Genomic DNA, 21,314 nt, shown 5'->3' with positions numbered 1-21,314 from the left:
GGTAAAAGACTGCTTTCGAATATCTCAAATACCAGTATAGACACGTATAACGAAAAAGCTAGCAAACAGCTGAAATTCAACAATGTTATGATACCAGCGTTTTACCGCCGTGACTATTCTGGATAGCCGTTTATGAAGCCCTTGCACCGTTTAACCCGCCTGGATCGCCGATTATGGGCGTTGGCGTGGCCGTTGATGCTCACCAATCTTACCGTGCCGATGCTTGGTCTGGTAGACACCGCCGTGCTGGGGCACCTGCCAGATCCGCAATATCTTGGCGCCGTGGCTGTAGGCGCCAACCTGTTCAGCATTCTGTACTGGACCTTCGGCTTTATGCGCATGGGCACCACCGGTTTGGCGGCTCAGGCCTGGGGTAAACGTGACGAGCACGAGCAGGTGGCACTGCTGTTGCGCTCGCTGTTGCTGGCGGTGGCCATCGGTCTGTTGCTGATTGCTTTTCAACAGCCATTGATACACACAGGCCTGGCGCTGATGAACCCCAGCGCCGGCGTGCTGGAACTGGCCTCCGAATACGCCGCCATACGCATCTGGAGCGCGCCGGCGGTGCTGTGCCAGTACACCTTGGTGGGCTGGCTGATTGGCACCCAGTATTCCCGCGGCCCAATGATCATGCTGGTGATGGCCAACGGCGTGAATCTGGTGCTAGACGTGCTGTTTGTGACCGGGTTCGGCTGGAACAGCCGCGGTGTGGCCATGGCCACGGTGATCGCGGAATACGGTGCGGCGCTGATTGGTTTGGCAATCGTGTTACGGCGCATGCCCGAAGGCCAGCGCATGACCCGCGCGCTGATCGGCACCCTTGCAGACTACCTGCGCATACTTCAGGTAAACCGTTTTATTATGGTGCGCACCATCGCCTTGCTGTTGGCGTTTGCCTTTTTTACCGCTCAAGGCGCGCGCCAGGGCGACGCTATTCTGGCCGCCAACGCGGTACTGTTTACTTTTCTGCTGGTTATTTCCAACGCTCTGGATGGCTTTGCAAACGCCGCTGAAGCTCTGATCGGCGAGGCCGTCGGCCGTGGCAACCGGCGCCAGTTCAAGCGGGTATTCGACACCGCCCTGCGCTGGTCGGTTTGGGGTGCCTTACTCCTGACAGCGCTTTTTGTGCTGGGTGGCCAGATGCTGATCGGGTTATTAACCAGCATCGAATCCGTGCAAATTAACGCCTGGCAGTATCTGCCCTGGGTGTGGCTGCTGCCTTTCACCGCGGTGTGGGGGTTTCTGTTTGACGGCGTTTTCATTGGTGCCACCCAAACCCGAGCCATGCAGAACACCATGCTGTTTGCCGCCCTGGGCGTGTATTTGCCGGTGTGGTGGCTGACCACCGGCTGGGGAAATCACGGGTTGTGGTTTGCGATGATCAGTCTGATGCTGGCGCGAGCCTTGAGTATGGGATTGGTATACCTGCATTTTAATCGTCAGGGGCGCTGGTTTCGTAGTAATGAAGGCCCATAACAGCTGCCCGCAGCCAGATTAAATTGTTGACGCCCTGGCCGGCAAGGCTGAAATAGTCGTCTACACTTTATTAACATCACAGGCTTCACCCTGCGCCTGACCAGGCCATTTGCCTGCACAACCCATATACCCGTGACCTGAACGGGAGGCGCCTTGCGATCCTTTTACGTATCGACACCGGCAACCGTGCACATGACTCCGAAAGCAGTTCTGGACATCATTGACACTGCAAGGTGCAGGGAAGCCCGCTCAGGCGCTTTTTTGCGCCACCTGCAGCTGCGTGCCCAGGCGCTGCCAACGTGCATCAGCTTTAACAGTCGAGCGCCGGCTAGCTGCCTGTTCCAATTTTCGGTGGAATACATCGAAACGGCCCCGCGGCTGATTCACGCGGTTGACACCTGCGCCCGCGACGCCGGCCACGAAGGTCTATTCACGCCCTTTCTAGACGCCGCCGCCCGTTTTTTCACCAACCCGTCTGTGCTTCTTAGCCACTATATAGGCCTTGACGGGCTTCTAATCAGCGCCTATCTGTGCCACCGCCTGATGGAAGATATGTACGAAAATAACCACAGCTTCCGCCGCAGCAAACTGGTGGATATGGAGGCCACACGGGCCAACCTGCTGGTACACGAACTCATTGGTGAGCCGTTCGCCAATGAGTTGGACGATGCCGTAGTCATCACCGTGTGGCAGATTGCCGGCAGCCCGGACTACTACGATCTTAACCTGGACCCGTTTGTGGCACAGGCCAACAACGCGGCCTGGGACTCAATGCGACAGTATTGGGAAAATCTGCTGGTGCGTAACCACATCCGCTTTACCCTGGGCAATCGCCGCCGGCGCTAGCCTCTTCGACATTCAGCATTTGTTATATCGCATACATTGCCTTGCGCCTGACGCCCAAGCCGTTAAGCTGTGCGTTGTTTTTTACCTGCCCCGGGGCCAAAACCATGCTTGCCAATACCGATCTTGGAAAACTCATTATCCGCCTCACTTTGGGCGGTCTGCTGCTGTTTCACGGCATCGATAAACTGATGAACGGTGTGGGCTTTATTGAAGCCCAGCTCGTCAGCCATAACCTGCCGGCGTTTCTGGCCTGGGGCGTGATTATTGGCGAAGTACTGGCCCCGTTGATGATTATTCTGGGTTTTCATACCCGCACCGGCGCCCTGTTGATTGTGGCAAACATGTTGGTGGCCCTGGCACTGGTGCACAGCCACCAGTTGATGCTGCTCAGCAGCAACGGCGGGCTGCACCTGGAACTGCAGTTTTTCTTTCTGATGAGTGCTGTAGCCGTGTTTTTCCTCGGCTCAGGCCGCTACACCCTGCGCAACTGAGTGCCAAACGAGGATTCCGTGTCTGCTGAAGCCCCGCTGGAACCTGGCCACTATTGCCACTTTAAAGGTAAAGGCTGGAGGGCTTGTCGATATGGAAGCAACTCGTGCTAACCTGCTGGTACACGCGTTATTTGGCAAACTTGGCCGTGCCTGACTCCACCCGGCCCCGGAAGATTCTGCTCAATCGAAAGGCTCTGCCCAATAGAAAGGTTCGTAGCCAAAATGAAAAAACAAACCGTTTTGCTGTTGGCCTGTTGTCTTCTACCGACTTCTTTACTGGCAGATGAATTGACGGTCAGGGTTCAGCTTGCTGATGGCGCAGCGCCGGTCGCGGGCGCCGTTGTGTATTTAAATGACGGCAGCAAGCCCTCTCCCGTGCGGTCAGAAGTGTCTCAGAAAAACCGCATGTTTCATCCCCACGTGTTGATTCTGCCTGTAGATTCTAGCGTGGACTTCCCCAATCAAGACAACACTCAGCATCACGTCTATTCTTTTTCGCCGGCGAAAACCTTTAATCTCGAACTCTATGCTGATAAGCCCGAAGCACCGGTTGTGTTTGATCAGCCCGGCATTGTCGAGCTTGGCTGTAATATTCACGACCATATGCAGGCTTTTATTGTTGTCGCCGACACCCGTGCCATCGGCCAAACCAATGAGCAGGGCGAGGTAACGATCACGCTAGACTTCGGCGACACTCAGGTACCCGGCTCGCTGAGCCTGAATATCTGGCACCCACGCCTACCAGACAACACCAGGCCGCTGGTTCGGGAAATTAATACTGCCAGCCTGACAAATCCCAGTATAGAAACCGTCAGCATTGAGCTTACGCCCGAGCCACGCATCGAGGGCCCGATGGATGATCTTCAAAAGCGATTTCAAGAACTTTGATGGGCGGGCGGACTAACCGCATAGGGTTTCGCGGTCGCCTGGTTACGGCCATGGTTGCTATGGTCGCCCTGGTAAGCCTGCTGATCGGCGCGCTGATGATGGTGTACCTGTTCGAAGACGAAAAACGCCGTGCCCTGGAACAACTCACGATTGCCGAGTGCCTGACCACCGAGGTGATTGAACGCCGCACCGACCTCGAGCTCTCCCGCCTGGATGTCGTTGTCCGCGACTTTGGTTTTCGTTCTGCCATTGCCAGCGGCGATCCCGCAACCCTGAGCAGCGCTCTGGAAAACCACAGCGGGCGCGTAGACGCAGACTTTGCGCTACTGCTGGATAGCCAGGGACAACTGCTGGCATCTACGCTGACACAAACGATACCCGGCATTACCGAAACGCAGCTGGCGACGGCGACGGCGCGTAAAAACGGTGCTGACCGTTCACTGCTGACCATTAGTCAGCGCGGCTATGAGGTGCTGGTCATTCCTGTAGAAGCACCCGGGTTAAGAGCATGGCTGGTTGCCGGTTTCGAGCTGGATCAGGAACTGGCAAATATCATCGCCCTGCTCAGCGGCAGTTCGGTTATTTTCCGAGCGAGCCCGAACGGCCCCGGCGGTTTCACTAACTTTGCCGCGTCCTCCGATATCGACAGCGCCTTCTTTTCTCCTATTTCTGCAAATAAATCAGATTCTTACGTTTCCGGATGGACACTAGCTATGAGTTTATGGCCGAAGCCGGCGCCGGCGTATTTATTAACCGGCAATGGCTGCTGGGCGCCGAGTACCGACAGAAGCCGGATAACATGAGCTTTGCCCGCGAAGACGACTGGAGGGACCTGTTTGTTGCCTGGGTACCGGACCGTAGGCTGGCCGTGACAGCAGCGTCCGTTAATCTGGGTGATGTCGCAGCCCTGAAAGATCAGCAGGGTGTTTATCTGTCTCTGCAGGGGAGTTTCTGATCATGCGCCTAGGCATAATGACAACCCTCTTCGCCGCTCTTGTTGTCTTGGCCAGCCTTGTTCTAACGGGCTGCCAAAGCTTTCACCGCGAACCCGACAACAGCCTCTATCTTCAGTTAGGCGAGCGCGCAGGCATTGCGGATGTGGTGGAGGATCTGCTGTATCTCATCGTGGATGACACGCGAATTAGTCATCAGTTCAAGGGCATAAACGTTGCGCAGTTTCATCGCCACCTGACAGACCAATTGTGTGAACTCAGTGGCGGCCCATGCGAGTATGCAGGGCGCGAGATGCGCGAATCACACGCGGCCATGGGGATTACAGACACCCAGTTTAATGCCCTGGTAGAGAACCTTATTCTCGCTATGGAAGAAAACGATGTGCCAACAGCGGCGCAGAACCGGCTGATTAAAAAACTGCTACCGATGTACCCGGATATCCGGCATCTTTGAAAGCCCGCAGTGAAAAAAAGTCACAAAAAGGGCTATAAAGACAAAGGCAGCAAAGACAAGTGCAACGAAAACGAGGCACGACACCCGCATGACTGAAAAAAAAACAGATATCCTTCCGGGCCGCTATCGGCACTACAAGGGCAAAGATTACGAAGTGATCGACATTGCCCGCCACAGCGAGACCGAGGAAAAATTGGTGGTCTACCGCTGCCTCTACGGCGATTACAGCCTTTGGGTGCGCCCCCTCAGCATGTTCCGCGAAACCGTAAACGTTGCAGGCGAGCAGCTTCCGCGTTTTGCTCGTATCGACCAACCCTAAACGTTACACAAGCCCTTTGACTAAGCTGGCAAATTACTGCACATTACCGCGTTTTCATAATCTCAGCCATCGCAAGAAGGCGAGATAACTCATTACGCGTACCCGGAGTTTGCCATGAATGCCGTTGTTGCTGCGGTGCTGATCATGCTTGGCCCGCATTCACGTTGTTGTTGCCCTGATAGTAGGCGCCGTTTCCGGCGGCCTGATTGCCGGAATGTCGCTGAACGACACCATTGATGCGTTCAACAATGGCCTGGGCGGAGGCGCCAAAGTGGCGCTGTCTTACGCTACCCTGGGCGCCTTTGCGGTTGCTATCGGTAAATCTGGTCTGGCCAACCTGCTGGCCGACAAAATCCTCGCCAAAGTCGGGCAAAGCAAAAGTAGCAGTACGGCTGTGAAAAGCGTGCGCTACATTATCATCGCCATTCTGGCGGCCATTGCGCTGTCGTCCCAGAACATCCTGCCGATTCACATTGCGTTTATTCCACTGGTGGTTCCGCCGCTGCTGTATGTCATGGCCAAGCTGAAAATGGACCGCCGTATGGTCGCGTGCGCACTTACCTTCGGCCTGATTACCCCGTACATGTTCATACCCGTAGGTTTTGGTGGTATTTACCTGAATGAAATTCTGATGGCTAAAATCAGCGCCAACGGTGGCGATATCGAAGGTCTGAGCGTCATGAAAGCCATGGCTCTGCCTGCCCTGGGTATGCTCTGTGGCCATCATTGCCTTGGTCGGCACTGTGGCGGGTGCATTGGGTGACGCGGGTTCGCCAGCTTCTGACTCGACACTCGGGCCCACCGCCGGCCTGAATGCCGACGGCCAGCACAATCACATATGGGATTCCGTAGTACCCACGTTCCTGCACTTCAACCTGCCCTTGCTTGGCTTTGGGTGGGTTGCCGCAATGGTTCTCTAAAGGTTGGGGGTTTGGGAGTTTTGCCTGTTGCAGCCTGCGAATTGTGGGGGCTGCGATGAGGGTGGTTGGAACAACTCGGTTATGCCCGCAGCTTAAGGACAGATTTCGGAACCCAGGGACAGATTTGAAATCTGTCCCTTTGAACTTGGGAACGGGAGACCGGGGACGGATTTGAAATCCGTCCCCTTTGCGGAAAAACTGGCTGTGTTATTTGCCAGCATATCTCCGCAGTCAAATGGGAAGGGTGTGGGGTGTCTTTTCTGTCGGGAAAAAGATGTCTGAGCGCAGCGAGTTGTTTTTCCCAGAAGAAAAGACACCCTCCACCCTCCACCCTCCACCGCAAAATCAGGCTACATAAGCTCCTGCCCAGCCACCTAATCCCCACCTTTAAAGAACACCACCTGCTTTACCGTATGGTCGTCTTCGTTTTTGCGCCTGTTCACGCGGGTTTGCAGTTCCGGGGCAGCCGGAGCTTCTATGTCAGAGATGCCATCGGTGAAACCACAGGCAATACATTCGCGGATTTGTTCGTCGGCGTCGTCGGTATACATGGTGATTTTGTCCATCTCCGCACAGCGGGGACAAACAGCGCCGGCGATGAAGCGTTTCGGGCTTGGCATTTTATAACTCCACATTAAATGGCCCTGCCGGCTTTGGCCGGCGGGGCGGGTTGCCTATGGTAGATGGAGTCAGGCGACTTGCGGGCTGATGCCGGTTTGCTGCAACAACGCGTCTACCTCGGGTTCGCGGCCGCGGAAGGCTTTGAACAGCTCCATGGGTTCTTGTGAACCGCCTTTCTCCAGAATATTTTGCAAGAACGACTTGCCGGTTTGCGGATCGAAAATGCCGTTTTGCTCGAACAACGAGAACGCGTCCGCCGCCAGCACTTCGGCCCATTTGTAGCTGTAATAGCCCGCTGCGTAACCACCGGCGAAGATGTGGGAAAAAGAGTTGGGGAAGCGATTAAACTCTGGTGATTCCACCACCGCAATTTTCCTACGAACCTGGCGGTGCATATCCAGCGGATTGGTTGGCGCTGTGTCGACGAACTCGGCGTGCAGGCGGAAATCGAACAGCGAGAATTCAAGCTGACGCACCAACCCCATGCCCGACTGGAAGTTCTTCGCGGCTAACAGCTTTTCCAACATATCCTGCGGTAGCGGCTCACCGGTTTCGTGGTGGGCCGCAATCAGCGCCAGCGATTCCGGGTTCCAGCACCAGTTTTCGAGGAACTGGCTTGGCAGTTCGACCGCGTCCCACGCCACACCATTAATGCCCGACACGTCCATTACCTCCACCTGGGTCAGCATGTGGTGCAGACCGTGGCCGAACTCGTGGAACAGGGTGGTGACCTCATCGTGGGTCAGCAGCGACGGCTTGCCGTTCACCGGTGGGGTGAAGTTGCAGGTCAGGAAAGCCACCGGCAGCTGCAGGGTGCCGCGCAGGTTACGCCAGCGTACCCGGCAATCCGCCATCCAGGCGCCGCCACGTTTGCCCTGGCGGGCAAACAGGTCTAGATAGAACCAGGCAATGGGCTCGCCGTTACGGCTGATGCAGTAGGCGGTGGCGTCTTCGTGCCAGGTTTCTACCTCTGGCTTGGCTTCAATCTGGATATCGAACAGCTTTTCTGTCACGCGGAACAGGCCAGGCACCACTTTATCCACCGGAAACCAGGGGCGCAGGGCTTCCGGGGAAATGTCGTAGCGCTGTTGGCGCAATTTTTCGCTGCAGTAACCAATATCCCAGGCCTGCAAGTCGTCCAGGCCATGTTCGTCTTTTGCAAAGGCCTTGAGCTCGGCGAATTCCTGCTCTGCCACCGGCTTGGCTTTGTTCGCCAGATCCGTCAAAAAGCCCAATACTTCATCGGTACCGCGGGCCATTTTTGTGACCAGAGAGCGCTCGGCAAAGTTATTAAAGCCCAGTAATTGTGCCAGGGCGTGGCGGCGTTTGAGTATTTCTGCCATTACCGGGGTGTTGTCCCAAGTGCCGGCGTCTGGCCCCATATCGGAAGCGCGGGTAACAAAGGCTTCATACACTTCACGGCGCAGCTCGCGATTGTCGCAGTAAGTCATTACCGGGTGGAAGCTGGGGAAATCCAGAGTAATGACATAACCATCCAGATCTTTCTGTTTGGCCGCCGCTTTAGCGCCTTCCAGCGCACTTTCAGGCACGCCGGTCAGCTCGCTTTTATCGGTGATTTGCTTGAACCAATGCTGGGTGGCGTCCAGAACGTTGTCGCTGAAGCTGTTGGACAGCTCCGAAAGCTCGCGGGCCAGATCGGCGTAGCGCTTTTTCTGATCATCGGGCAGATCAACGCCGCCCAGGTGAAAGTCCCGCAGGGTGTTTTCCACTGCTTTTTGCTGGGCTTCGCTGAGTTTGCTGAAATCATCGCGGGCTGCCAGCTTTTTGTAGGCCTCGCACAAAACCGCATTCTGGCTCAGCTCGGTGCTGTACTCGGTGAGCTTTTCCAGGCAGTTTTTGTACACTTTGCGCAGGTCGTCGTTGTTCATCACCGCGTTCAGGTGTGAGATTACCGACCAAGCGTTGCTCAGTTTGTTCTCAAGCGACTGCATGGGCTGCACCAGAGTGTCCCAGTCGGGTTCTTCGTTCTGCGCCAGGCTGTTAATTTTCATGCGATTTTCACTGAGAATCTGGTCGATCGCTCCTTCCATATGCTCAGTGCGCACGTGTTCAAATTTGGGTAGCAAGTCGTTGGTCAGTAGTGGATTATTCATCGTTCCCCTTCTCAGCGGTTCAAATGTCGGGTAATTTGAAACAAACATCTAAAGGACTATGTAATGGCGAATGTACGTTCTCACAAGGGTAGCACGCCACAATTTGGCGAGCGCACTTGGGTAGACCCCAGCGCAGTCGTGATTGGCGATGTGATTACCGGCGAAGATTGTTCAATATGGCCGATGACGGTGGTGCGCGGTGACATGCATAAAATCCGCATTGGTGCGCGCTGCAGTGTTCAAGATGGCTCGGTGCTGCACATCACTCACGCCAGTGATTTCAACCCCGGCGGTTGGCCGCTGATTATTGGTGACGACGTTACCATCGGCCACAAGGCTCTGCTGCATGGCTGTACTGTGGGCAGCCGGGTGCTGGTAGGCATGGACTGCATCATCATGGACGGTGCAGTGGTGGAAGACGAGGTGATTATCGGCGCGGGCTGCCTGGTACCCCCGGGCAAGCGTTTGGAGTCCGGCTACCTGTATGTGGGTTCGCCGTGCAAGCAGGCCAGGGCACTGACCGACAAGGAACGGAGCTTTTTTCCGTATACCGCCAGCAACTATGTAAAGCTCAAAGACGAGTATCTGGCTGAGGCAAGGGATTACCCGTACTGATAGAAATAGAAACGTTTAGAACCTGAAATAAAAAATACCGTTGTCAGCTCCCGCGCTCAGGGTAGAGTTTCCGCAGGAATTTGTTCTGCCGGAGTGTCGGTGCGGCATACCGGGTCGCGAATGGCAATTTCCACTCGCCGGTTCACGGCCCGGTTTTCCGGGCTGTTGTTGGGCACCAGCGGGTTGGTTTCAGCACGGCCGGCGGCCACCACCCGATCGGCAGGCACATCACGGCTCAGAACCAACTCGTGTACCACCGACACCGCCCGCGCCGCTGAAAGATCCCAGTTGGAACGGTAACGGCTGCTGGCGATGGGCCTGTCGTCTGTATAGCCGGCCATTGCTTTGTATTTCTCAAGGTCCATTTCAGCGAACGACAACAGCAGTATGAAAAACGTCAGCAGCAAAGTGGCCAGGTCGGCAAAGGTCACAATCCACGCTGGCGCACCGGCGGCGCCTGCTTTTTTGCGCTTGGGCAGGGTTGCAAGAGCTAGGCGGGCCAAGGCTCAGGCCCCCTGCTCGCGTTTCAGACTGTCGCGCTGCTCGGGGTTCAGGAACGATGACAGCAGTTCGGTCATTACCCGTGGATTTTCACCTTGCAGGATTTTTTGAATTGAAGTGGCAATCAGAAGTTGGTTGCGCATTTCGTCTTCGGCTTTTAACTGCAGTTTATCCGCCAGGGGCAAGGCGATCAGCTGGGCAATAAAAGCACCGTAAAGCGTGGTCAGCAGGGCGATCGCCATAGCCGGGCCAATAGAGGAAGGGTCATCAAGGGTATTGAGCATTTGCACCAAGCCTACCAGAGTGCCAAGCATTCCTATGGCCGGAGCCGATTCGCCGATGCCACGGAACACTCTTTCTGCTACCTCGTAACGTTCGGAGCATTGCTGGTCGGGTGGTTTTCAAGGCCCAAAATGCCTTCTTTACGCACCACCATGGCCAATATCACCACCAGCACCCCGGAAACCAGTCCTACCAGCGTCAGTATATCCATAGGTTAACCTTCGTTTTAACCATTTGCTTCGCTTGAGTTGCGCCTGGTTTCGTCTGATTTAGCCGTGTGTAAGCGCACGCAGACTGGCAATAACCGGAGCAGTTTGCGGCCGCACCCCGCGCCAAACTTCGAATGCTTCGGCCGCCTGCTCTACCAGCATGCCCAAGCCGTCATATACGCGCTTTGCCCCATTATCCAGCGCCCACTGGTTAAATGTCGTGTTTGTAGCAGAGTACATCATGTCGTAAATCACCGTATCAGCGCCGAGCAGCGTTGCAGACAGCGGCGGTAAATCGCCCTGCAGGCTAGCACTGGTGCCGTTGATGATGACATCAAAATCGCCGGCAATACTGTCGTACGCTTCGCTGCCAAGCCAGGTAATACCGGCAACGTCAGCAAAGAGCGCTGCCAGATTCTGCGCTTTGGCCGGCGTGCGGTTAGCAATCACCAGCGTGTGCGGCTGTTCAAGTAACAGTGGCACTAGAACACCGCGTACCGCGCCACCAGCACCCAATATCAAAACACGGGTGCCATTTAATGCCACTTGGTGATTGTGCAGCAAGTCTTGTACCAAGCCTGCGCCGTCGGTGTTGTCTGCCACCAACACGCCGTTGTCCTGGTACAGAGTGTTGGCCGCGCCAGCCTTGAGCGCGCGGGCGCTGTGCCGGCCAGCCATCTGCCAGGCCGCTTCCTTAAACGGTACAGTCACGTTCAGGCCTTTGCCGCCGCGCGCAAAAAACTCGGTTACGGTGTTTTCAAAACCGTCCAGGGGCGCCTGAATCGCCGTGTACTCCAGCGCTTCGCCGGTCTGGCTGGCAAACAGGCTGTGAATCCGCGGCGACTTACTATGGCTAATGGGATGACCAATCACTGCATACAGATCATTGTTCATTGTCGCCCCTTCAGGAAGCTGTGAGCCAGTCGCGGCCCGTCAGAAAGTGCTCCAGCAGGCGCGCTTCTTCACTACCGGGTGCCGGCGCCTGATTATAATCCCAGCGTACCAGAGGCGGCAGCGACATCAGAATGGATTCGGTGCGGCCGCCGGACTGAAGCCCGAACAGGGTGCCGCGGTCGTAAACCAGGTTGAACTCCACGTAGCGGCCACGGCGATAGAGCTGAAACTGACGCTGAGCGTCGCTGTAGGGCTGATTTTTGCGGGCCTGGACAATGGGTTCGTAAGCGTCAATGTAACTGTCGCCGATGGCGCGCATAAATTCGAAATCGCGGGCAAAGTCACCGGTGTTGTGATCGTCAAAAAACAGCCCGCCCACGCCGCGGGGCTCGTTGCGGTGTTTCAGAAAAAAGTACTCGTCGCACCAATGCTTGTAACGTGGGTACACGTCGTCACCAAAGGGCGCACAGGCGTTCGCGGCGGTGCGGTGCCAATGCTCGCAGTCTTCGTCAACGCCGTAATAGGGGGTTAAGTCATAGCCGCCGCCAAACCAGTACACCGGTTCAGCGTTTTCCGGCGTAGCGATAAAAAATCGCACGTTGGAGTGGGAGGTCGGCACGTGGGGGTTGTGGGGGTGCATCACCAGCGACACACCCATAGCTTGCCAGGGCGCGCCTGCCAGATGAGGGCGGTGGGCCGTCGCCGAAGGCGGCATGGTATTGCCCATCACGTGGGAAAAGTTCACACCGCCTTTTTCAAACACCTTGCCGCTGCCGATCACTCGGCTAATACCGCCGCCGCCTTCCATGCGATCCCAGGCGTCGTGAATAAATTCACCGCCACCGTCGGTCACGGCCAGGCGCTGGCAAATGGTGTCTTGCAGCTGTAACAGATAGTGTTTGACCGCCTGCGGGTCTGGTTGCTGTGGCATGTTTTCTCCTAACGTAGCTGCTGGCCGGTAACGATATCAATTATACGGCTGGGTTGGCGATTTCCACCCAGCGCACCGGGCACCACCCAGTCCAGCTGGCCATGAAAATAGCCCTGAACTTGCCAGGGTGAACGGGCCGGGGCACGGCCCGCGGGGTTGCACGAGGTGGAAACCAGCGGGCTGTCTACAGCGTTGCATAGGGCTTTGACCACCGGATACGCACTCACTCTTACCGCAATCGAGCTGTGCTCGCCACGTACCCATTCGGGCACCTGCTGGTGCACATCTGGTAACAGGCAGGTAACGGGACCAGGCCAATGCTGTCGGGCTCGCTGCTGAAGGTCTTGCGGCAGGGGGTTCAGCAAAAAAGCAATCTGTTCGACCGAAGCCGCCACCAGAATCATGCCTTTGTGCACGGGGCGCTGTTTCAGATCCAGAATGCGTTGCACCGCAACCTGGTTCCAAGGGTCACAGCCGAGACCCCAAACAGCTTCCGTTGGATAGGCGAGCACGCCGCCCTGGTGCAGAGTGCGGCGAGCGCAGTGTAATTGCCAGTCGGTCAGCGGGTGGTCTGTTGCCATAGGGGAGTCGAGCCTGAATAAATCACTGTTGGCACCGGGTTCAGGCAATGCGGACATATCCGCCGGGCGCCGCTGTGGCCAGACCCTGAAGTTCTAATAAAAGCAGGGACTGCATCAGTTGATCGGCGCTCAGCCCGGTGCGCGAACCCAGTACATCGGTTGATTGCGAATCATACCCTAAAGCCTCCAGCACGGCGACTTCACGGGTGTCCAGGCCCTCGGTGACAGCATTCTGGGCGCTGTTTGTATTTGCCCCCGGTGTGGTCGGCTCACTCCACCAGCCCCCCAGTTCCTGCAGGATGTCGGCCACGTTTTCTACCAGCGTAGCGCCCTGCCGAATCAGCTGGTGACAACCACGGGCTACCGGGCTGTGTACCGACCCCGGTATCGCGAACACGTCGCGGCCCTGCTCTGAAGCCAGCCGGGCGGTAATCAGCGAACCACTCTTGAAACCGGCCTCTACCACCAGAACACCCCGGCTCAAGCCGCTGATGATGCGATTACGCTGGGGGAAATGTGCGGGGCGAGCCTGGGTGCCCGGCGGGTACTCGGACACCAGCAGACCATTGGCAATCACCCGCTCCCCCAGACGCTGATGTTGGCGCGGATAGATTTTATCAAGCCCGCTGCCAATCACCGCCAAGGTAGGATGGCCGGCGTCCAGCGCACCGGCTTGGGCAGCACCGTCGATACCCAGCGCCAGGCCGCTGCTGACCAACAGATTGCATTCGCCAAGCGCAGCGGCAAAGCCACGGGCGTGGTCCAGCCCGGCGCGAGTGGCGTGGCGGCTGCCAATAATCGCCAGTTGGTCACGGCCGAGCAGGCTGGTATCGCCACGAATGTACAATAATAAAGGCGGGTTATGAATGTGGCGCAGCGGTAACGGATAGGCCGACGACTGCCAGTGCACAATGCCAATACCATTCCGCTCACAGGCGCTTTCTATAACTCGCAAAGCCACCAGTGCCGGGTGTGCAGCGTCATCACGGCGCCAGGCAGCAAGGGCTTCACAAGCCTCTGCTGGCAGGCCCATGGCTTTATGGCTGGCGCTGTCCAGGTTCAGCAGATCGGGCAGTTGCGGAACGTGCGCCGTTAACCGGCGCCGCACTCTTAGGCCAAAACCCGGCAGCTGGCTCAGAAACAACCATTGCCGGGCCCGCTCCGGGCTGTCATCACAAGTCTGCTCAACGTTGGGGTCAGCAGGGTAGGCGCCGGGCGGCGTATCGAACGAGAACAGGGGTACCTGGGGCATGGTATCTTCCTTGCGCGCAGAAAAAAGCCGGGCATTCCATGCCCGGCTCGGGGTTTTACAAGGCTATCAGGGGTTGGTTACCTGATCACCCACCGCCAGCGGCCGGCTGGCTTGCAGCATCAGGCCGTAGCTCATTTTTTCGTAAGCCTGGAACACCATTAGCAGGCCGGTGCGTTCGGACGGCAGCTCAATGGTTTCACCAGTGACCGGGTCGCGTACCAGATTGCCGCTTTGCAGCACGGCCATCACGTTACCCGGCTCTATGCCTTCACGCAGGCCCAGGTTAATAGCAACAACATCGTACTGGCCAATCTGGTTAACGCCGCCATCTACCGCCATCATCTGCCCGCTTACGGGTTTCGCCGGCGCGGTGGGCACAAAGCTGGTAGCAAGGGGTCGGCTGGCATTCACCAGCAAACGGTCACCAATGCGAATTTCTTCGTTGGACTGGCTCAGCAGCAGCGTCAACACATCACCGTTGGTGGCAGTAATCTTGGCGGTGCCAATACTGCGGGCTTCAAGGCCCAGAAATTCACCGGTTTTCGGATCGACAAATTCCTTACCACGGCGAAAAACGCCAACCGTGTTCGCCGGCTTCTGGCCGCGAGCGTAAACGCGATCGCCAGCGCCGGTAACAATTCGGCTGTCCTCACCTTCCAGCACGTAAGGCGCAGCCGCTATCTGTTCCGGGGTAACAATGCGGGTATCGGTTAAAAAGCTGGCGATGGCGTCCAGCGGTATGGCCGGGATCGGCGTATCAATGGCTTCGGAGCGCACTTGCGGCGACAGTTTGATCACACCGTCACCGTTGGCCATTTTCATGATTTTTGGCTGGCCATCAATGTACACCAACGCCAAGCGGTCACCGGGGTAAATTAAATGAGGGTTGGCTACCTGGGGGTTTACCTGCCAGATTTCCGGCCAGTACCAGGGGTTGTTCAAAAAGCGGGCGGAGATATCCCACAGGGTATCGCCCTTAACAACGGTATAACGTTCGGGATGATCCGACCGCAGCTCCGGTGCTGCTTGGGCCCAAGCGGTAAACAGCAGCGTTGTAGCTGCCAGAGCGTACAGCAGTTTCCTCATGGTTTAAGTCCTTGATCCCGTGCCTTGATGCTTAAATTCGGTCGGCTGGCGCCCGAAGTCCGGTTGGCTTTCGCCTGCTGTTTTTAGCTTAATCTGTTGTTATTCCCGTTACTATAGAAGATGCTCGGTTAATTGTAGTGTTATCTACTCACCGCCGGGGACTTTTAACGTTTGCCCACCCGTACAGGTATCTTTCATAGTTTTTCCCAATTGACTGATCAGTTTGTACTCAATCGCCAAATTGTTAGATAATATGGTCATAGAGCCAACACGCAAACGCCCCGGCCGGGTAAGTATGTCCCGCATCATAAACACCCCGGGGTTGAAAAGCGCAGTACAAGGTCGCATTTCAGACATCCTTTGTACGCGAACGAACGTTGGCATTCACTGTCCAAAGCAGGCATTTAAAAAAGTAACGCACTATGATTCTAGACATTCTTGAATACCCGGATCCACGTCTGCGAACTCTCGCCAAGCCGGTTACCACCGTAACTGACGAGATCCGCACCCTGATCGACGACATGTTCAAGACCATGTACGATGCGCCCGGCATCGGCCTCGCGGCGAGCCAGGTAAACGTGCACCAGCAGATCATCGTGATGGATCTGTCGGAGGACAACAGCGAACCCAGGGTGTTCATCAACCCTAAAATTGAGATACTCGACGGCGATCTGGAAGCCATGCAGGAAGGCTGCCTGTCGGTACCAGGATTTTATGAAGATGTTGAGCGCATTGAGCATTGCTTCATTAAAGCTCTGGATCGCAATGGCGAAGCTTTTGAAATAGAAGCTCGGGGGCTGCTGGCGGTGTGCATCCAGCACGAGATGGATCACCTGAACGGCAAACTGTTTGTGGATTACTTGAGTTCGCTAAAGCGTACACGCATCCGCAAGAAGCTGGAAAAGTTGCAGAAGAAGAGCGCTTAAAACGAGTGCCTGAGCCAGCATTTATCAAGGTGGTCTTGGTGCCACAACAGCCATAAAACTGATGACCGGGCCTTTGCGCCCGGTCTTTTCGTATTGAATGAATCAGAGAATTCGACGAAAAGTCCAACAGAGAGCCAAACACTGTGCGTATTGTTTTTGCCGGAACCCCTGATTTCGCCGCCACTGCCCTGAAAGCCCTACTTGCCGCCAAATACAACGTGGTGGGCGTGTATAGCCAGCCAGACCGGCCAGCAGGCCGTGGCCGCAAACTGCTCCCGGGGCCGGTAAAACAGGCGGCGCTGGACGCCGGCATCGCGGTTTTTCAGCCCGACAACTTCAAAATGGAAGACGCCCGCCAGCAGTTGGCCGACTTGCAACCAGACGTAATGATTGTTGCCGCTTATGGCTTGATTCTGCCAGCCTCGGTGCTGTCCATTCCGGTTCATGGCTGCCTGAACATTCACGCCTCCCTGTTACCCCGCTGGCGCGGCGCGGCGCCCATTCAGCGTGCTATCGCTGCAGGCGACCCTGAAAGCGGCATAACAATTATGCAGATGGATGAAGGCCTGGACACCGGCGCCATGGTGCTGAAAGTGTCTACACCCATTCACCCTGAAGACACCGGCGGCAGCCTGCACGACCGGCTGGCCGAACTGGGCGGCGAGGCCATTGTAGGCGCGCTGCAATTGCTGGAGCAGAACACGCTGAAACCGCAAGCACAGCAAAATGAACAGGCCTGTTACGCCCACAAGCTGACGAAGCCGGAAGGCCAGATTGACTGGCACGGCGATGCTCAGAGCATCGAACGGCTAATTCGCGCTTTTAATCCCTGGCCTGGTACCTTTACCGATCTGGGTGACCAGCGTATTCGCTTGCATCTGGCTCAGGCCCAGAAACATAAACAGGAGCAGAGCGGCAAAAAAGCCAGCCCCGGTACCGTTTTAGCGCGCCAACGTGAGGGCATTGATATCGCCTGCGGCGAAGGTGTTCTGCGGGTCAGCCAGGTGCAGCTGCCCGGCGCACGTGCGCAAAGCGTGAACGACCTGATAAACGGTGGCAAACAGATTCTACTGCCCGGCCAGGAGCTGCAATAACATGCAACCACACGCCCCTTTACGCGCCATTGCTGCCGAGGTTTTGCTGTCGGTAGAACAGGGCCAGTCGCTGTCGCAGTGCTTACCGCCTTCGCTGCTGCGCCTGCCACTGAATCTGCGGCCGCAGCTGCAGGCTTTGTGTTATGGCACCTGCCGCTGGTTTCACCGGCTTGATGACGAGCTTCAGGGGCGCATGAAGAAACCCTTGAAAAGCCACGACCGGGTGGTGCACCACCTGATGCTGGTAGCGCTGTTCCAGCTGCGCTTCAGCCAGCAGGCAACTTATGCGGTGCTGAACGAAACCGTAGAAGCCTGCCGCGCCATGGACAAACCCCACCTGACCGGCCTGGTGAACGGCGTACTGCGCAGCGCCGAACGTGAAGGCACCCCGGCGGCGGCCAAAGACACAAGCCGTTACAGCCATCCCAGCTGGATGATTGAAAAACTGCGCCATAACTGGCCCGATGACTGGCAGACCATTGTTGACGCCAACAACACCCAGGCGCCAATGACACTGCGGGTAAATGCGCGGCGTTTCAGCCGCGACGAATATCTGCAACTGCTGCTAGACGCCGGCATTGACGCCAGCGCCACGCGCTTTGCGCCACACGGCATTCAATTGGCACGGCCGGTACCGGTGGACGCACTGCCGTGGTTCGCCGAAGGCGCCGTCAGCGTGCAAGACGAAGCCGCCCAGCTGTGCACGACCCTGCTGGACCTGGCCCCGGGCCAGCGCATTCTGGACGCCTGCGCCGCCCCCGGTGGCAAAACCTGCGCCATACGGGAAAGCTGCCCCCAGGCAGCCGAAGTCGTCGCTATTGACGAGTCCGCCCAGCGCTTGCCGCGGGTGCAGGAAAACCTCGACCGACTGGATCTGCACGCCAGCCTGCTGCAAGCCGACGCCGCCGATATTGATCAATGGTGGGACGGCCAGCCGTTTAACCGCATATTGCTGGACGTACCCTGCAGCGCTAGCGGCGTGATTCGCCGCCACCCAGACATAAAATTGCTGCGGCGTGAATCCGACGTAGTACCGCTGGCGCAAATCCAGCTGGGTCTGTTGGCTGCCATGTGGCGCATACTGCAACCGGGCGGACGCCTTGTATACGCCACCTGCTCGGTGTTTCCACAGGAAAACCACCGCATTGTGCAGCGCTTCTGCAAACAGCAGACTGACGCTGAACTGATTACGATTGAGGCTCTGTGGGGCCGCTCCATGCCCGCCGGGCGCCAATTACTGCCACTGAACGACGGGCACGATGGCTTTTTCTACGCCGTTCTGGAGAAACCTGCGCTATGAACATTCTGATTCTTGGGGCCGGACAAGTCGGTGCTTCACTGGCGGAAAACCTCGCCAACGAAGCCAATGACATCACCATAATAGACAGCGATGGCGCGCGCCTGCGCGAACTGCAGGACCGACTCGACATCCGCACGGTGCAGGGAAAGGCCTCGTATCCGTCGGTGCTAAAACAAGCCAACGCCGAAGACGCCGACATGTTGATCGCGGTCACCAACAGCGATGAAACCAACATGGTGGCCTGCCAGATTGCCAGCATCATGTTCAAGACACCGACAAAAATCTGCCGGGTACGAGCCGCCTCCTATCTTGCCTATCAGGAACTGTTTTCTGGCAAACACAGTGAAAACCCCAACGGCTTCCCGATTGACGTATTGATCAGCCCGGAACAGCTGGTTACCCGCCACATCACCCGGCTCATTGAAAACCCCGGCGCCCTGCAGGTGCTGGAGTTTTCTAAAGGCCGCACCCAGCTGGTGGCTATTCGCGCCATTAAGGGCGGGCCGCTGGTGGGCCAGGAACTGGGTTACCTGCGCACCCATATGCCGCGCATTGAAACCCGGGTGGCCGCTATTTTCCGTAAAGACCGAGCCATCATGCCCAAGGGCGATACGGTGATTGAAGACGGCGACGAAGTGTTTTTCATTGCCGACGCCAACCACATCCGCTCGGTGATGAGCGAGCTGCAACCGCTGGAAAAACCCTACAAGCGCATTTTTATCTGCGGTGGCGGCAACATCGGCCAGCGCCTGGCGCAAACCCTGGAAGGCCGCTATCAGGTAAAACTGCTGGAGCGCAACCACGAGCGCTGCATCATGCTGTCGGAAAACCTGCGCAAAACCGTGGTGCTGGAAGGCAACGCAGCCGACAAAGACATACTGCTGGAAGAAAACATCGAGAACACCGACGTGTTCTGCGCCGTCACCAATGACGACGAAGCCAATATCATGGCCTCCTTGCTAGCCAAGCGCCTGGGCGCGCGCAAGGTACTCACCCTGATCAACAACCCGGATTATGTAGATCTGATTCAGGGCGGCGAGATAGACGTTGCCATATCGCCCCAGCAAACCACCATCGGCAGCCTTCTCACCCACGTTCGCCGCGGCGACATAGTGAACGTGCATTCGCTGCGCCGCGGCGCTGCCGAAGCCATTGAAGCCATTGCCCACGGCGACCACCGCTCGTCAAAAGTGGTCGGTCGGCGGCTAGACGAAATCAACCTGCCCCAGGGCACCACTATCGGAGCGATTGTGCGCCACAACGAGGTGCTGATCGCCCACGACCACCTGCGAGTGCAGCCAGACGATCACGTTATCCTGTTCCTGGTAGACAAGTCGCGAATCAACGAAGTGGAAAAACTGTTCCAGGTAGGGCTGACCTTTTTCTGATCTGCCTTTAGAAATGCTGGCGTGACCAGCGTATAATACCCCCCGTTTTCAGCGTGCCCATCAGCAAAACAGGGCGCCGGGGCACCACACACAGACTGAACAGCAGGCAATCGTCGTGACAGACAAGGTAACGAACACCCCTAGCCCACACATCAAGACCTTTCAAGGGCTGATCCTGGAGCTACAGACATTCTGGGCAAAGCACGGCTGCGTTATTCTGCAGCCGCTGGATATGGAAGTGGGCGCTGGCACCTTTCACCCCGCCACTTTCTTGCGCGCCATCGGCCCGGAAAGCTGGAACGCCGCCTATGTGCAACCTAGCCGCCGACCTACCGATGGCCGCTACGGCGAAAACCCCAACCGTCTGCAGCACTATTATCAGTTTCAGGTGGTGTTGAAGCCGTCACCAGACAACCTGCAGGAACTCTACCTGGATTCGCTGAAAGCACTGGGACTGGACCCGCTGGTTCACGACATCCGCTTTGTGGAAGACAACTGGGAATCGCCCACCCTGGGCGCCTGGGGTCTGGGCTGGGAAATCTGGCTGAATGGTATGGAAGTCACCCAGTTTACCTACTTTCAGCAGGTTGGCGGTCTGGAATGCTACCCGGTCACCGGCGAGCTGACCTACGGCCTTGAACGCATTGCCATGTACCTGCAAGGCGTAGACAGCGTGTACGACCTGGTATGGACCGAGGGCCCCAACGGCGTTGTAACCTACGGCGACGTGTTCCTCCAACAAGAGGTGGAAATGTCCACCTACAACTTCGAATACGCCGACACCGAATTCCTGTTCTACAGCTTTGACGTGTACGAGCGCGAAAGCGCCAAGCTCATTGAAGCCGGCCTGCCGCTGCCTGCTTACGAGCAAGTACTGAAAGCCTCCCACACCTTTAATCTGCTGGACGCCCGCCACGCTATTTCCGTAACCGAGCGTCAGCGTTACATTCTGCGGGTACGCACCTTGGCGCGGGCCGTGGCGCAGTCGTACTTCGACAGCCGCCGCAAAATCGGCTTCCCGCTGGCCAGCGACAGCATTCGCGCGGAAGTATTGGCTGCGGCCGAAGCCACCGAGGCCAAAGCCGCAAACAAGGTAGAAAGCGGGGCCGACAGCAAAGGTAAAAAGACAAAAAACGCGAAGCAGGCACAGCAGGAAAAAGGTAAGGCATGATG

General features: G+C 56.9%; 24 protein-coding genes and 1 pseudogene. 15 read left to right on the top strand and 10 right to left on the bottom strand.

Annotated features, from left to right (window positions below; genetic code table 11):
• Positions 1-132: 132 nt before the first annotated feature.
• The 9 genes and pseudogenes from A3OI_RS0105230 to A3OI_RS19410 all read left to right on the top strand — a co-directional run bounded on the left by A3OI_RS0105230 (position 133) and on the right by A3OI_RS19410 (position 6,347).
• Positions 133-1,476 (top strand): MATE family efflux transporter, encoded by a 1,344-nt coding sequence (locus A3OI_RS0105230; protein WP_018403264.1) that lies wholly within the window; start codon positions 133-135, stop codon positions 1,474-1,476.
• Between the two features lie 192 nt (positions 1,477-1,668).
• A complete protein-coding gene (locus A3OI_RS0105225; RefSeq protein WP_018403263.1) occupies positions 1,669-2,322 on the top strand; it encodes a hypothetical protein in 654 nt (217 codons plus the stop codon).
• Positions 2,323-2,426: 104 nt separating this feature from the next.
• Positions 2,427-2,813, top strand: a complete 387-nt coding sequence (locus A3OI_RS0105220) for a DoxX family protein (RefSeq protein ID WP_007349330.1) — start codon at positions 2,427-2,429, stop codon at positions 2,811-2,813.
• 222 nt (positions 2,814-3,035) lie between these two features.
• Positions 3,036-3,701, top strand: coding sequence for a methylamine utilization protein (locus A3OI_RS0105215; protein WP_018403261.1), 666 nt, complete (start codon positions 3,036-3,038; stop codon positions 3,699-3,701).
• Positions 3,701-4,504, top strand: a complete 804-nt coding sequence (locus A3OI_RS0105210; protein WP_018403260.1) for a cache domain-containing protein — start codon at positions 3,701-3,703, stop codon at positions 4,502-4,504. The genes A3OI_RS0105215 and A3OI_RS0105210 overlap by 1 nt, the downstream gene beginning before the upstream one ends.
• Positions 4,402-4,656, top strand: a complete 255-nt coding sequence (locus tag A3OI_RS21695) for a DUF3034 family protein (RefSeq protein WP_228702896.1) — start codon at positions 4,402-4,404, stop codon at positions 4,654-4,656. Before A3OI_RS0105210 ends, A3OI_RS21695 begins: the two co-directional genes overlap by 103 nt.
• Positions 4,657-4,658: 2 nt before the next feature.
• Positions 4,659-5,108 carry a group I truncated hemoglobin gene (locus A3OI_RS0105200; RefSeq protein ID WP_018403258.1) on the top strand — a complete coding sequence of 150 codons (450 nt, stop codon included), beginning with the start codon at positions 4,659-4,661 and terminating at the stop codon, positions 5,106-5,108.
• A gap of 88 nt (positions 5,109-5,196) precedes the next feature.
• Entirely contained in the window at positions 5,197-5,427 is a 231-nt protein-coding gene (locus tag A3OI_RS0105195) for a DUF1653 domain-containing protein (protein WP_018403257.1), read from the top strand.
• Positions 5,428-5,541: 114 nt separating this feature from the next.
• Positions 5,542-6,347, top strand: a pseudogene (locus tag A3OI_RS19410) (GntT/GntP/DsdX family permease).
• Between the two features lie 374 nt (positions 6,348-6,721).
• On the opposite strand, the gene A3OI_RS0105185 reads toward A3OI_RS19410, so the two are convergent.
• Together A3OI_RS0105185 and prlC are read right to left on the bottom strand one after the other, a co-directional pair.
• The gene (locus A3OI_RS0105185) at positions 6,722-6,967 is read right to left on the bottom strand and encodes a YheV family putative zinc ribbon protein (RefSeq protein ID WP_018403255.1); all 246 of its coding nucleotides are present in this window, start codon (positions 6,965-6,967) and stop codon (positions 6,722-6,724) included.
• A gap of 69 nt (positions 6,968-7,036) precedes the next feature.
• Positions 7,037-9,082 carry an oligopeptidase A gene (prlC, locus tag A3OI_RS0105180; protein WP_018403254.1) on the bottom strand — a complete coding sequence of 682 codons (2,046 nt, stop codon included), beginning with the start codon at positions 9,080-9,082 and terminating at the stop codon, positions 7,037-7,039.
• Between the two features lie 63 nt (positions 9,083-9,145).
• Between prlC and A3OI_RS0105175 the strand changes: the two genes are divergently transcribed.
• The gene (locus A3OI_RS0105175) at positions 9,146-9,697 is read left to right on the top strand and encodes a gamma carbonic anhydrase family protein (protein ID WP_018403253.1); all 552 of its coding nucleotides are present in this window, start codon (positions 9,146-9,148) and stop codon (positions 9,695-9,697) included.
• Positions 9,698-9,753: 56 nt separating this feature from the next.
• On the opposite strand, the gene A3OI_RS0105170 is transcribed toward A3OI_RS0105175, so the two are convergent.
• The 8 genes from A3OI_RS0105170 to A3OI_RS0105140 form a co-directional block, all read right to left on the bottom strand.
• Positions 9,754-10,200: a flagellar motor protein MotB gene (locus A3OI_RS0105170; protein WP_018403252.1), complete on the bottom strand. Its 447-nt coding sequence runs from the start codon at positions 10,198-10,200 to the stop codon at positions 9,754-9,756.
• Between the two features lie 3 nt (positions 10,201-10,203).
• Positions 10,204-10,551, bottom strand: a complete 348-nt coding sequence (locus A3OI_RS19405) for a motility protein A (RefSeq protein ID WP_018403251.1) — start codon at positions 10,549-10,551, stop codon at positions 10,204-10,206.
• Positions 10,552-10,559: 8 nt separating this feature from the next.
• Positions 10,560-10,691, bottom strand: a complete 132-nt coding sequence (locus tag A3OI_RS24610; RefSeq protein ID WP_018403250.1) for a hypothetical protein — start codon at positions 10,689-10,691, stop codon at positions 10,560-10,562.
• Positions 10,692-10,749: 58 nt separating this feature from the next.
• Positions 10,750-11,583: a shikimate dehydrogenase gene (aroE, locus tag A3OI_RS0105160; protein ID WP_018403249.1), complete on the bottom strand. Its 834-nt coding sequence runs from the start codon at positions 11,581-11,583 to the stop codon at positions 10,750-10,752.
• A 10-nt stretch (positions 11,584-11,593) separates the two neighbouring features.
• Entirely contained in the window at positions 11,594-12,514 is a 921-nt protein-coding gene (hemF, locus tag A3OI_RS0105155) for an oxygen-dependent coproporphyrinogen oxidase (protein ID WP_018403248.1), read from the bottom strand.
• Positions 12,515-12,522: 8 nt separating this feature from the next.
• A complete protein-coding gene (locus A3OI_RS0105150) occupies positions 12,523-13,095 on the bottom strand; it encodes an L-threonylcarbamoyladenylate synthase (protein WP_018403247.1) in 573 nt (190 codons plus the stop codon).
• 40 nt (positions 13,096-13,135) lie between these two features.
• Positions 13,136-14,347 carry a DNA-processing protein DprA gene (dprA, locus tag A3OI_RS0105145; protein WP_018403246.1) on the bottom strand — a complete coding sequence of 404 codons (1,212 nt, stop codon included), beginning with the start codon at positions 14,345-14,347 and terminating at the stop codon, positions 13,136-13,138.
• A 66-nt stretch (positions 14,348-14,413) separates the two neighbouring features.
• A complete protein-coding gene (locus A3OI_RS0105140) occupies positions 14,414-15,433 on the bottom strand; it encodes a LysM peptidoglycan-binding domain-containing protein (RefSeq protein ID WP_018403245.1) in 1,020 nt (339 codons plus the stop codon).
• A gap of 422 nt (positions 15,434-15,855) precedes the next feature.
• Here A3OI_RS0105140 and def point away from each other — a divergent pair, with 422 nt between their 5' ends.
• The 5 genes from def (at position 15,856) to glyQ (ending at position 21,312) form a co-directional block, all read left to right on the top strand.
• A complete protein-coding gene (gene def / locus A3OI_RS0105130) occupies positions 15,856-16,359 on the top strand; it encodes a peptide deformylase (protein WP_018403243.1) in 504 nt (167 codons plus the stop codon).
• Positions 16,360-16,502: 143 nt separating this feature from the next.
• The gene (fmt, locus tag A3OI_RS0105125; protein ID WP_018403242.1) at positions 16,503-17,453 is read left to right on the top strand and encodes a methionyl-tRNA formyltransferase; all 951 of its coding nucleotides are present in this window, start codon (positions 16,503-16,505) and stop codon (positions 17,451-17,453) included.
• A gap of 1 nt (position 17,454) precedes the next feature.
• Positions 17,455-18,753: a 16S rRNA (cytosine(967)-C(5))-methyltransferase RsmB gene (gene rsmB / locus A3OI_RS0105120; protein WP_018403241.1), complete on the top strand. Its 1,299-nt coding sequence runs from the start codon at positions 17,455-17,457 to the stop codon at positions 18,751-18,753.
• Positions 18,750-20,141: a Trk system potassium transporter TrkA gene (gene trkA / locus A3OI_RS0105115; RefSeq protein ID WP_018403240.1), complete on the top strand. Its 1,392-nt coding sequence runs from the start codon at positions 18,750-18,752 to the stop codon at positions 20,139-20,141. The genes rsmB and trkA overlap by 4 nt, the downstream gene beginning before the upstream one ends.
• A 115-nt stretch (positions 20,142-20,256) precedes the next feature.
• Positions 20,257-21,312, top strand: coding sequence for a glycine--tRNA ligase subunit alpha (glyQ, locus tag A3OI_RS0105110; RefSeq protein ID WP_018403239.1), 1,056 nt, complete (start codon positions 20,257-20,259; stop codon positions 21,310-21,312).
• Positions 21,313-21,314: the final 2 nt, after the last annotated feature.

The organism is Marinobacter gelidimuriae (assembly GCF_000372805.1).
GTDB classification, from domain to species: domain Bacteria; phylum Pseudomonadota; class Gammaproteobacteria; order Pseudomonadales; family Oleiphilaceae; genus Marinobacter; species Marinobacter gelidimuriae.
The sequence above is the reverse complement of the archived record's forward strand: the minus strand, read 5'-3'. Positions and strand labels throughout refer to the sequence as shown.